The 13,488-nt window shown below is 39.9% G+C and carries 10 protein-coding genes; 9 read left to right on the forward strand and 1 reads right to left on the reverse strand.

From position 1 onward, the window contains the following. Nucleotides 1–6: 6 nt before the first annotated feature. The 9 genes from WC593_13810 to WC593_13850 all read left to right on the forward strand — a co-directional run bounded on the left by WC593_13810 (nt 7) and on the right by WC593_13850 (nt 11,453). On the forward strand, nt 7–984 hold the full coding sequence (locus tag WC593_13810) for a glycosyltransferase family 2 protein (GenBank protein MFA4826222.1): 978 nt from the start codon (nt 7–9) through the stop codon (nt 982–984). 21 nt (nt 985–1,005) lie between these two features. After that, nucleotides 1,006–3,255: a DUF6044 family protein gene (locus tag WC593_13815; GenBank protein MFA4826223.1), complete on the forward strand. Its 2,250-nt coding sequence runs from the start codon at nt 1,006–1,008 to the stop codon at nt 3,253–3,255. Next, the gene (locus WC593_13820; GenBank protein MFA4826224.1) at nt 3,252–4,526 is read left to right on the forward strand and encodes a hypothetical protein; all 1,275 of its coding nucleotides are present in this window, start codon (nt 3,252–3,254) and stop codon (nt 4,524–4,526) included. Before WC593_13815 ends, WC593_13820 begins: the two co-directional genes overlap by 4 nt. A 4-nt stretch (nt 4,527–4,530) precedes the next feature. Continuing rightward, nucleotides 4,531–5,643 carry an SGNH/GDSL hydrolase family protein gene (locus tag WC593_13825; protein MFA4826225.1) on the forward strand — a complete coding sequence of 371 codons (1,113 nt, stop codon included), beginning with the start codon at nt 4,531–4,533 and terminating at the stop codon, nt 5,641–5,643. Further along, nucleotides 5,633–6,667, forward strand: coding sequence for a glycosyltransferase (locus WC593_13830; GenBank protein MFA4826226.1), 1,035 nt, complete (start codon nt 5,633–5,635; stop codon nt 6,665–6,667). Before WC593_13825 ends, WC593_13830 begins: the two co-directional genes overlap by 11 nt. A gap of 7 nt (nt 6,668–6,674) precedes the next feature. After that, the gene (locus WC593_13835; GenBank protein MFA4826227.1) at nt 6,675–7,793 is read left to right on the forward strand and encodes a hypothetical protein; all 1,119 of its coding nucleotides are present in this window, start codon (nt 6,675–6,677) and stop codon (nt 7,791–7,793) included. Further along, entirely contained in the window at nt 7,772–8,881 is a 1,110-nt protein-coding gene (locus tag WC593_13840) for a glycosyltransferase family 4 protein (protein MFA4826228.1), read from the forward strand. Before WC593_13835 ends, WC593_13840 begins: the two co-directional genes overlap by 22 nt. A gap of 78 nt (nt 8,882–8,959) precedes the next feature. Beyond that, nucleotides 8,960–10,138 (forward strand): glycosyltransferase family 4 protein, encoded by a 1,179-nt coding sequence (locus tag WC593_13845; GenBank protein ID MFA4826229.1) that lies wholly within the window; start codon nt 8,960–8,962, stop codon nt 10,136–10,138. Nucleotides 10,139–10,466: 328 nt separating this feature from the next. After that, complete coding sequence (locus WC593_13850; GenBank protein ID MFA4826230.1) at nt 10,467–11,453, forward strand: glycosyltransferase; 987 nt, start codon at nt 10,467–10,469, stop codon at nt 11,451–11,453. A gap of 13 nt (nt 11,454–11,466) precedes the next feature. On the opposite strand, the gene WC593_13855 is transcribed toward WC593_13850, so the two are convergent. Next, entirely contained in the window at nt 11,467–13,320 is a 1,854-nt protein-coding gene (locus WC593_13855) for a hypothetical protein (protein MFA4826231.1), read from the reverse strand. Between the last annotated feature and the right edge of the window lie 168 nt (nt 13,321–13,488).

Raw genomic sequence — 13,488 nt, forward strand, 5'->3', positions numbered from 1 at the left:
AACAATATGCATGATAATCCGGCTGGGTTAAATAATAACAATAATTCTGATAAAAAAAAAAATCCCCTGCTTTCTGTTATTACTCCTGCATATAATGAAGAAAAAAATATTCCTGAATTGTATACTTGCCTCAACGAAGTGATTACAAGATTAGGAATTTCTTGGGAGTGGATTGTTATCGATGACCACTCTTCAGATACTACCTTTGATGTAATCAGGCATATCTCAAATTCTGATCCACAGGTCCGTGGAATTCGTCTTTCACGTAACCATGGATCACATACCGCAATAATGTGTGGGATAAGTTATGCACGGGGGGATTGTGCAGTTATCATGGCAGCAGATCTCCAAGATCCGCCGGAGGTCATTCCTTCACTCTATGAAAAATGGAAAGCCGGGATCCACGTTGTCTGGGCGGTCAGACAACAACGTGAAGGGATTCGTACTCAGGATCACTTGTTTGCACGAATTTATTACCGGATCATGCGGGATATTGTTGGCATACAGAATATTCATCCATCCGGTGCGGATTTCTTTTTAATCGATCATCGTGTTATTAATGGCATTCTGCAATTCCAAGAAAAAAACCGGAGTATTCTGGCATTAGTTGCCTGGATGGGTTACAAACAGGATTTTATCGAATATACAAAAAAGGCCCGTCTCCATGGAGAATCCGGATGGAGTTTCAAGAAAAAAATCACACTTGTGATCGATTCCATCACGTCATTCAGCTATCTTCCGATACGATTTATGTCCTATATCGGAATTATTACTGCAATTTTCGGGTTTCTTTACGCTCTCTTTATAATTCTGAATGCAATCACCGGCAAACCTCCTGAAGGTTGGTCCTCCCTGATGGTTGTAATCCTGATTATAGGGGGTATCCAGATGGTAATGCTGGGAGTTCTTGGGGAATATGTCTGGCGGGCACTGGACGAATCACGGAAAAGACCCCAGTTCCTTATCGAAGAAACAACATCCTGATAATAACAAATCGGAAAGACCATGAATGCAAAAACCATTTTAGATACAATCAAGAAAAATCCAATCATTCAACGGATTTTGGTTTTTAAGGATACAAATCCGGCACTGTTTTTTTTCCTGTTCTTTTTATTCTGGGCGATATGGCTGTCTTTTCTCTACTGGGGGCTGGGGGCATTTTCGTATTTAAGGGTTCATGACACGGGAGACGGGAATCTTCTTTACCGGGTTGTTGCTACACAAGACCTGATTCAGTACGGTATTACCACATGGAGGCCGGAATTCTTAGGGGGTGTAGATGCCCTGACACTGCCCGGGCTGCCGCATTTCCTTTTTGATTCACTGCCGTTTATCGTTCTTCCCCCATGGCTGGCATATGGGTTGCTGATGCTTATCCAGCGGTTTGTTGCATCGTATTTCACCTTCAGGCTCTGTCGTGATTGCCTTGGGATGGATGTCACATCTTCCATATATGCCGGGTTTGCATTCTCTCTTCTTGAATGGTCCCTGATGGACTGGACACTCTATTATGGACTGGGCCTTCCGGCAGCCCCGCTCTTCCTGTGGGTGATTGAACGGATCCTCATGATGGGAGATTATAAAAAATATATTTTTGCCTTTGTAGCGGGGATATTGCTTTATCTTATTGCCCCTGTTGTTCTTTTTATTCCATTTTTCTGGGGATTTGTATTTCTCTGGTTTGTCTTTATCAGGGAGGTCCGGAAACCGAGTTTTGTTCTCATATATGTGTTGTTTATTTTTGGAACCCTTGCACTTGCAGCCCCGGAAATCTGGGCGCTCCTCGCAAACGCACCATTAACCGGGAGAACCAGCTCCTATGATATCGGAATAGACAATCTTGTCAGGGGTTTTGTCCAGGATGCAACGATAGAGATTATTTCTGTCTTATTGATACTGGCTGCATTGTTTATCACGAGATTAAAGGACAAAACCCTGCTGAAACTTGTTGCACTCTGCCTTTTCATTGAGATTGTGAGCCGGCTTTTCACGTTCCTCTCCCCATGGATTGCAGTGCATATGAGTTATCTTGCGACATTTACACTGAACCGGTTTGGACAGTTTGTGTATATGCTCGTTCCCATAACCGGGGGATACAGTATTTATGCCATATCAAATTTTTTCAGTGAAGACAAAAAAGATCGGATTTCGGGATTCTGCAGGAAGCTTTCCTGTGGTTTTTCAAATTTCGGAACAACGGTTGGATCATGCGGAATATGTGCATGCCTGATTTGTTCGCTTCTGCTGAACGTGACTATTGTAACCTATCTGCCTTCGGATAACTATTACATTAATTATGAAAATCCCGCTTTGAAGCAACTGGCAATCAATGAATCCGGAGAACAATTCAGGGTAGCGACCGTTGGCTGCAAGATGGCGACAACAAAACAGGCATCCCGATATGAGATTTATCCTGCATATGCAGCAATTTATGGCTTTGAGACAATTGACGGGTACAACAGTTTTCATTTAAAACGATTTTCGGATTACTGGGGCATTGTTATTGATCCTGCCGTGGAAAAAGATGAACGTTTAAAGTCGAACAAAGAAGGGTATATCACGCGCTGGATGTATTTGTACGCCCCATTCAATGGATCGTTTGAAAAGAAGAGCACAATTGAATTTTCAGAATATTACAATCTGAACTTACTCTCTTTAGCAAATACAAAATACCTGATCTCCCGCTGGGCTCTGAATCACAGTTCCCTGAAACCCGTGTACATCCCTCCCGGCTCATACCGGGATACTGATGCATGGGAAAAACAACCCGTTACTTCCCAAATCATTGCTTACTTACAAGGCGAAAAACCCGCGCGTGCATTGTATATTTATGAAAATAAAGATGTTTTTCCCCGTATATTTGTTGTATCAAAAATAAAAACGTTCGATACATCTGCTGCCTTGTTGGACGGATTGAAAAAAGCCAGAATTGAAGAGATACGAACAACAGCATTTCTGAATTCTTCAGACATTAAAAAATCATCTTTTATAAACATGAATGCTGGAAATGTACAAATTAACATTACTGGTTACACTCCGGATCGGATATCTCTCGATGTTGAGACTGAGGGACCGGGAATTCTTGTAATCACCAACAATTACAGCCCTTACTGGCAGTGTGATGTGAATGGCGACCCATGTAAGATCTTCCCGGTATACCATTCATTTCAGGGAGTACTGATCAGTAAAGGTAAGAATGAAATAACGTTATTGTATAAACCTCCATATAATATTTTCACGGACGATTTGGAATGAAACGTATTCTCATCGTATCCGGACGTTACCAGACAGAGAATCCTTATCGGGAACTTGCAATTAAACGCCAGTTTGAAGCGAGTGGCTATGAGACGGTATTTGCACTACCCGATCGGACGATCAACGAGCACGGATATGAAGAAGGAGAAATTACCCATAACCTGTGTAAAAAATATGGTGCGGTAATTATTCATTCCCCGCAGGATTTCAAACAACAGGTCAGACTTTGTGATGCAGTCTTGTTCGGGTCGTGGAAAACGTATGGCTCTCTTGCTAAAATAGCCCGGACCGTGGGACGACCGGTTCTTAATTTCAATTCCACCAGTGGTCTCGATCACTGGCCGCACTACGTTGACTGTGCATTTGTTAAGGGTCCGTTCAGTAAAAGGCAAATCCTGTATTTCCAGAATATTATCCAAGGATATGGTAATCTGAGGGAAAACCAAATAATTGTTACCGGATCCGTAGCACATGAACAGGAGCAAACAGCAAAACGAGATGCCCTGCCGATAACAAAAGATGAATTCTGTGATTTTTACAACTTCGATGCTTCACGCCCCATAATCACCTTCTTCCCAAAAGGTATAGGCAGCTTTGCACAGAAAGTCGGTACATGGTTTAAAGATTCTACTTCCGCTAAAAAACAAGAATACAACGATCAATTCATAAAAAAATACTTTGAGATTTGCAAATCGGTCCGGGACTCCGATTGCAATCTTCTCATAAAAATGCATCCGACAGCGTATGTATCATACAAATGTAAAACCGATGATGAATATGCGTTCTGGCAGAAGATACCGTGGGCTAAAATACTTGACCCTATCCATACATATGACTGCTACAGGCACACGGATTGCGGGATTGGGATTAATACTCATTCCTCATTGGATCTTGGCTACTTCGGAAAACCGTTTATCTATGTAGATTCTGATAGGTTTACGCCACCGGATGCGGTACAGTTTCACATCAACCATTTGTGTTCGCTTCCACTAGGCCCCTCGTCTCACTGGGATAATGTTCCTTTGACTCAAGTTAATCCCTGGTTTCCCTCGTGGCTTGGGCTTTTTTCTAGAATTGAAAATCTTTCCTATGTCCTGAAAACAGAACTCCCGTTGAAGATCCCGGAAGTTCAAAAAAACCGATTTATCAGCGAATTCTGGTATAAATCTGATGGAAAATCCTCTGAAAGAATCGTGGATGGTTCTATTGAATTTATTAACAAATATAAACCAACTCTATTACAGAAAATCCGGGGCTCTATGGGGATTTGATCAGATGGACACAAAGTTTTTCACTATTGCCCCGCAGATGAAAGATTATCTGGATACTGCACATGTTCACATGCCATATGTCATGCATATGAACCGGCCTAGTGTGAGTTCCCCCTACTTCTCAACGGATAGTTTTGGCTTTCGCACGACACTCCACCAGGGAAAACCCCTCGCGCTATCCGATTATTATGGAAAGCAACATTCAGGCAGACGAGCCGCACTGGTAGGAGACAGCACAAGTTTTGGTGTTGGGGCAACTTCTGATGTCAATTCGATCTCCAGCCTCCTGAATAACCAAACCGGCTATACATGGTTTAACTTTTCCGGCAGGACGTTTCAGTCCACACAGGAACTCATCCTGTATCTCCTTTATCGGCCTCCGGATGTTGAGAAAATTATAATCCTGTCCGGGATAAATAATTTCGACTTAGCGTACCGGTGGTTTGGGGATATTCATACGTATATCCCCCCCTACCACCTTCAGAATCTGTATCAGGATCTCCTTCTCTCCCCTTCAAAGAATGCGGTCGTACCACGGATAAGAAAGTATTTCCGGAATCTGACACGTCAATTAATTAAGGGTAAGGGATTGGATCCAGGTAAAACCACTCCAGATGATACCCGTTCCTTCTGCCCTGAATTTATCAGAAACAGGTTGTATTATGGTGCAACAGTATTTCCAGATCTTCTCAAAGATCCATCAGGTCTTACCCGATCCCTTGAGCGGTTCAGGAGGGATATGGAGATCTGGTCTGATATTACCCAAAATGGGGAAAAATGCCGGGTGACATTTATTCTCCAACCGATAGCCGAATGGAATAAAAAAACCCTCTCTCCTGAAGAAAAAATGTTGTTTGATCTGGTAAAACAACAACGCGGAGTGAACTGGGCAAAAGTTTCTTCTTATTTATTGGGTAATGAAGAAAAATATCGGAGTGCAGTAAAAAGGATCTGTCAGGAGACGGGAATCGATTTCATCGATGCCAATGATATTGAATGTTTCAAAACCGAAGAATGGCTCTTCCTTGACCGGTATCATCTTACTGACCGGGGGCAGAAGATCATGGCAGATGTTATCAGTGAGAAAATAAACGGGATGAGGAAAAATGACTCTTAAGATCAGTATTGGGATGAACCTCCGGACCGGTCCCTGGGGAGGGGGGAACCAGTTTGGGCAGGCTTTATCAGAATATCTCATGGACAAAGGTCATCAAGTTGTCTTTAGCCTAAATGATCAAGATATCGACATCATCCTGTTATGTGAGCCACGGAAAAGCACGGCAATTTGCGCTTTTAATCACAAAGACATTTTATGGTATTTGCTCCTAAAAAACCGTAATGCACTGGTTGTTCACCGGATAAACGAATGTGATGAACGGAAGGGGACAACCAATATGAACAACCTGATTATGAATGCAAATACCTGTGCCGACCATACGATTTTTATATCCCGCTGGCTTCAGGAATTATACAAATCAAGAGGCATGGTGCCTGTACACTCAAATGTGATCATGAACGGTGCGGATCAAAAAATTTTCAATAATTTTCAATATAGGAAATGGAATACGCGTGAGCCGCTAAAAGTAGTAACTCATCATTGGGGTGGAGGAGGACTGAAAGGATATGATATCTATAAGAAATTTGATGAGATCCTTATGGACAAATCGATGGCAGCAGGGTATGAATTTACTTATATTGGAAAACTCCCAAAAAACATTACCTTCAATAATTCTCACCACATTCAGCCTCTTGCCGGTGTCGAGTTGGCATCTGAAATTCAGAAACATCATGTCTACCTGACAGCATCGCAGTACGAGCCGGCGGGAATGCATCATATCGAGGGGGCCCTTTGCGGTCTTCCCGTGCTTTATCGCGATACTGGTGGAGCGATACCGGAATATTGTCACTACTTTGGCATTGAATTCAATGAAGAAAACTTCCAGGAAAAATTGCATGAAATGACAGAAAAATACGAATGCTGGGTCAAAAGAATGGAAAGTTACCCGTATACTGCTGAAAAAATGTGTCATGAATATCTCACATTATTCAACCACATGGTAAGGAACCGCGAAGAGTATCTGCAATCCCGGACGTGGCTAAAAAACCCATTCTGTCTTCTGAAGAATATTGTGATGAGTTAGGCAGAAAATGAACGATTTGGATTTTCTATCAGACCTGAAGGAAAAAATCAGCGGATACGTTCGTTCATTGGAAGACCCACTTTGTGCAGGGCATTTCTATCCAATGGATCCTTCACAAACCCCCAAGACCCCCATCGCATTGGGGTATAGCTGCTTTGCCCTGAAGACACTTTATACGATAAATGAGTGGGAAAAAATTCCTGAACTGAAACGACAACAATGGATTAACTACATCAAGAGTTTCCAGATAGGAACCCCTACTAACTATCAGCAACATTACGAAAAAAATGCTTTTATCGATCCGCCTGTTGTTGATTATCTTTTACAGAAATCTTCCGTCGTTAAGAAGATAACAAGAATCCTCTTAAAAAAACCCAAATTCGGGGATCTGGAACGAACCATTTATGCAGAAACAAAACAGGCAATTGCAACCTTGCACCAAGTTGGTGAACACAACGATCATATTTACACATCCTTCCCAACTGAATTATCAGATCTGTATTCACATTTGATCTCTTTGAACTGGCGAGAACCATGGGGTGCTGGGGGACAGGCTGCAGCTCTGGCAGTATTTATAAAAACTGAAGCACCCCGATTTCTTGGCGAGGCCGAGGTCCAGGCTCTTTCTGGACAGATTTCCGGTTTTTTTGGTTCGTTAGCAGACCCCGTTACCGGAGCATATTACATCAACCCAAAGCCCAATTACGGGCAGATGATCAATGGAGCTATGAAAGTGCTTACCGCTCTAGACTGGCTCGAGGAACGGGTTCATTATCCTGAACAACTCATCGATACCTGCCTCTCACAGATGCCCTCGTCTGAAGGATGTCATCTGGTTGATGCTGTGTATGTACTCCACCGGTGCAACCTTCAGACGGATTATAAAAAACAGGAAATCAGGGAATACTGTACGAAGATCCTTCATATGATACAACTGCACCAGAATAAAGACGGGGGTTTCTCGTATCATATAGGAAAAACCCAGAACTGGTATTACGGGGTCCATTTTCCCCAGAAGACAGGAATAAGTGATCTCCATGGTACCTGCCTTTTAACTTGGGCAGTTGCTATGCTCGATCAGATTTCTGAAGAGAGGATCCTGGAATGGGAGGTGATACGGCCTTGAAAATCAGAAATTTTCTTGCGTCCCTCATTCAGCTGCCCTATGGGAGACTGGGCTTGAAACAAAAAGAAATTTTTTTTGTTGGTGGAGATGAGTGGTCATTTTATTGGGATGCTTATTACATCAGACTCGGGATGGAATTGCTAAAAATTCCAATTCATTCAACAAAGTCTCCATGGGGACTACGGCGACAGATCATCCATTTCAGTGACCGGTATGCTTTTTTTGGCGGTCCATTTTCAACCCTTGACAGGTCCAATCGAATTATACTCACATGGTTTCATGGTGACAGAATGGATCCAAACAAAGATATGCAGGAGTTATTTACCCTACTTGGTGATGCGGATCCATATATCGACCGGTATCTGGTTTCTTGCAGTATATCGAGAAATATCTTGATTAGTGAAGGTATCTCCCCCGAAAGGATCATTACAATCCCTCTGGGTGTTGATCTCACACGTTTTTCCCCAGCGACTCACGCAGAGAAGAACCGTATTAGGGAGAGTCTTGGGATTCCTGATGGTGCTTTCTGTATCGGATCATTCCAGAAAGATGGGACCGGATGGGGCGACGGGGATGAACCTAAACTTGTCAAGGGCCCGGATATTTTCCTTAACACAATCAAAAATGCATATAATCAGCACAAACATCTGTTCGTCCTCCTCACCGGGCCTGCCCGAGGGTATGTTAAGGAAGGTCTAAAAAAGGCTGGCATCCCGTTTATTTATCACAACGTTCCAGATTATCTTGATATTGTCCGGTTTTACCATGCTGTGGATCTTACTTTGATAACCTCCCGCGCTGAAGGAGGCCCGAAAGCATTTCTTGAGAGCTGGGCAACTGGGGTTCCGGTTATATCGACAAGAGTTGGAATGCCCGCGGATTATATCATAAATGGGCAAAATGGGCTGATCGCAGATATTGGTGATGAAACTGGCTTATTAGAGCATGTTACTGCGATGGTGGAAAAAACAGAGTTGAGGGAACAATGCTCCAGAAACGCGCTAAATGATGTGAAACAATTCGACTGGAACCGGGTTACAGCAAGTTATTATAACGACCTGTATAAACCATGTATTGACGAAATATGAAACCGGGTGAAGGACTCATTTGCCAGACGGGTATTTGTCATTCAAACCTCATACATAATAACGCTGGAAAATTTTAAAATGAATACTGAAGACAATTGTTGTCTGGTTGGGTATCATGCAATGGTAAAAAATATTAAGGATATTTCACTGGCCCTATTTTTTACCGGAGGTGTCGGATTACAAGCATGGGATCATGTCGGAAATCTTGATCGGGAACTTGCTATATATCACCAGCTTTCTAACCAACTCAAATCAGTGCATATTGTAAGCTATGGGGGCAACCAAGATCTGTGTTATGCAGCATCATTGGGAAATCTGTTCCTTCATCCTGTAGCTTGGCTGCGCACTCCTTTTTTTACTCGATATTTTGTTATGGCGCGCTATAAAAAAATTCTTGAAAAAGTTGATATTTTTAAAACCAATCAGATATTAGGATCAGATATCCCCCTCTGGCTGAAAGAAAAGATGGGGAAAAAAGTCATTGTCCGCTGTGGATACCTTTATTCCGATTTCATGAAGCAAAACGGAGTGGACAAACGGACATTAGCTCAAGCGATTGCCCTCGAGGGTTCAAGTTTCCAAACGGCCGATGCAGGTGTTGTTACCAGTAACTGGCAGCGCGATATAGTCATACGGGATTATAAAGTACCCAATGAAAAGATTCATGTTATTCCCAATTATGTTGTCACGGATCTTTTCAAGCCAGTTATTGCTGAAAAAACCTTCGATTTGATATATGTGGGTAGGTGTGGTAAAGAGAAAAATGTCTATAACCTCCTTCAGGCAATGAGCCTGCTAAAAAAACAAGGGAAGAACTATCGCCTGCACATTGTTGGTGGTTGTAGCAATGATCCAAAAATCCGGAAGATCGCTTCAGCGTCAGAGTTAAACATTGTTTTTAGCGATAATGTGCCTAATTCCCAGTTACCGGTTTTATTAAACAGTGCAACGTCATTTATTCTCCCATCATTTCATGAAGGCCATCCAAAATCACTCCTAGAAGCAATGAGTTGTGGCCTTCCCTGCATAGGATCAAACGTTCAAGGAATACGGGAAGACATAATTCATAACGAGACAGGATATCTCTGCAATACCGAACCGTCAAGTATTGCAAATGCGATTCATACTGTCATGACCGATGAATCCCTTCAGATGGAAATGGGAAGGAAGGCACGGAAATATATTCTTTCCCACTATTCACTGGATATGACTGTGCACAAAGAATTAGATCTGCTACAAAAGGTCATGGCAGAATGATCCGGGAAGTGAAAACGTTTACACAAATGATTCTTGGCCAATCAATCCGATATCTTTCCCTACGAGAAGGTTTTCCCCATAATGTAAACAAAAAATTCAAAAAGTCAAAGTTTTTTATCGGGGATGCAGGATTTGATCGTTGTCGAAGGAATGCTCTGAATAAAGAAAGTGGGTATTGTTTTCAGACAATATTATTCCCACGGAACGGAATATTTGGAAAATTTTTTTTAAAAAGAATTCGACCCCGCCTGGGTTTATATGAGGCAATCTCGAACATCAACAGAGTGGGAGATGGAGTATTACAGCGCGTATACTCCATGAGGTATTCATGACCCCCCCACGAGTTACCGTAATAATGTCAGTATATAATGGTGAGCAATATCTCCAAGATGCAATTGATAGTATCCTCTCTCAGACATTTACTGATTTTGAATTTTTAATTATTGATGATGCCTCTACAGATTCTACCCGAGAAATCCTTCAATTATATAATGATTCAAGGATAAAGATTGTCTGGAATATTGAGAATATTGGCCTTACACGATCCCTCAATAAAGGATTATCTGAATCGCGCGGGATATATATTGCGCGGATGGATGCAGATGATACATCCTTTCCACAACGACTGAAACAACAAGTAGATTATCTGGATTCACACCCGGATATATCTATCGTTGGAACCGGAGCAGAGAAAATAAACGAAAACTCAGAAATTATTGAATTGCAGTTCCCAATAGCTGAGCCAGAGTTTATTGATTTTCTGGATTCAAATCAGGTTATTCATGGATCTATTCTGGCAAGAAAAAATGTATTTGAAGCAAATGGAAGATATCCGGTTCAATTCCGATTATGTCAGGATTATGCATTATTTTTAAAAATTGCTAAGAATCACAAGATTCGAAATCTTCAGGAAATATTGTATCGATCAAGAACCCATAATCAGTCAATTACTATTTCAAATTTTGAAAAATCGATTGCCTATCATATTGTTGTAATAAGATATGCAAACAATGAAAAAATTGATATTACTAAATACCCGTTTAAAGGAGATAATACAAAGGATTTTATTGACTCGTTAAATTCTGGTGAAAAAGAATATTATCATAATGCAAGGGTTTCCTTTTTGTTAATGAAAGGTAATCTTAAGCTAGTTAGGAACGAATACTGGCAACTGTTCAAGATGCAACCTCATAGATTGGTTTATTTAATTAATTTTTTCAGAACATATTTTGGCATTACAGTGATGAATTTATCAACACAGATTTATATTCGTGCATTACCTTGCAGGAAATATTGTTCTCGCTTAAAAAAATGATTAATTAATAGGATTAATACGGTTGAATGATCCAAATCTCATACTCTCCATTTTTATAAACACTCTGCACAGAGTTGTCATTATTAAGCCGGAAAAAATCCTCCCCATTATACGAATCAATACGATCACGACGATCTTCACGAATAGCTAAAATAAATTGTCGCATCTTCTCATGAGTGATTAAATATGTTTGCTGTTTGGTTTTAAGGGTTACATCGAGATGATTTACTGATTTATACCCAAAATGAGTTGGAATACTTTCGGAAATAAAAACGCCTTGATTATTTCTATAATTTATAATCCCAAAGACGTACATTTCCATTTTTCTGTAATTGGCGGTTTTAAGATAGGTCGGCTGGTCAATAATTCTGTAGGAAAAAAGCCACGTTATCCCGTCTTTTTCCATATATGTCATTTGTTTGCTTGGAGTACTTGTCCAGGGACTCTCATATACCGCCATTAATCCGAAGATAATTGCAAATGAGATAATAATAAAAAGTCCAGATAGAATAATGATTTTTCTTTTCTTTTCTGGATATATTTTTAACCATTGGTCAAAGCAAATAGCAGAAAGAATAATTCCCATTATCAGTTCTAGTGCTACAGCCCGCTGTGGTTCTGAAACGATTGAAGCCAAAAAACTTACAACTATTGCACACCCAATACCAAATAACAATTGTGTGCTGAATAATATCTCTTGATAATGATATTTTTTTTGAAAAAGCATATACACAACATACAACAAACACACGATGGCAATAATGAGAAATAGTGTAATCGCCCCATAAGGTTTGATATAGTTTATTATTATTGTTAGAGTGTCTGATTGACTTGAAGTTACGACTTGTGAGTACTGAGATACAATTGTTTTTTCGTCGGGTTCAAAATTAAAAAATGCATCATAAAAATTTTTAATTGTTAGCAAAATACCAGAAAAAGAAAAATACCATGTGAAAAAAGCGATGAAACCATAGAGGGAGATCATGATAATTGTATTTCTGAAATATTTCTTATATTCATTTTTAAGGAAATAAGCGTTCAAAAAATATATTACTAAAATACCTATGGTGAAAAATGTAACAAGTGGGTGAAAAAAAACAATTGCCATAAGGAAAATGAAAATAATAATTAAATTTATGGAATTTCCATGGTTTATCCTATGAATACAACTAAGAATTAGTGGCATAAAAAAAAGTGCATAGATAAATGGATGAAAGGTATAATGAAAATATGAAAATAATAGGGGTGTCGCAAATATTACCATTAATAGAGCGAGCTGCAATTCTGAAGATAGTGAACGACCGAGTGTATAAAAGAACAATATCAATAGTATTGTAAATAAATAGGGGAAAAAATTTGCAATAATATTTATTGGAATGCCAAGAACCGCAAGAACTGAAAAAAGAATGTGACTGGCAGGATATACATCCCCCTTAAAAAGATGCCCTGTCTGAAGTATTACATCTGTGTAAGCAAGATGTGAAAAAACATCATCATTACCTTGTGCGAGGAAATAATAGCCACGAATTGTTGGTAACAATAAAAAAATAGTATAGTTTAAAATAATTCCAATAAGTCCATATATCCAAAGTTGTTTAAGTTTATCTATTATTGAAGAAAATACTAAATATAAACTTAGCAAAACTGATGAGAAAAAACATACCCAGAATATCCATGGAAATGCGGTGTATATTGATAGTTCATACCCTGCTGCCAAGTTTGTTAAAATGATAATAATTAATTCCAGAATAATCGATAAAAAAATAAATACTGGTACAATTTTTTTTGTAGTATAATATGAATTGAAATGACTCTCCGAAAAAAATGAATAAAATCTACTGAATTTTTTTTTCTGAATGGATTCCAAAACTCATTCTCCGGACAATGTTTATGATTGTATGTTAGATAAAATAAATTCCCCCATTACCGCGGAAGTTACGATACCGATTTTAGACGTTTATATTGATTCCCCCATACTTAAGTAGGATTGTAAAATCATCCCTCTTCCAATATAGAAGTCCCGTACTTCTCTAAA

Source organism: Methanoregula sp., from assembly GCA_041645435.1.
Classification (GTDB): domain Archaea; phylum Halobacteriota; class Methanomicrobia; order Methanomicrobiales; family Methanospirillaceae; genus Methanoregula.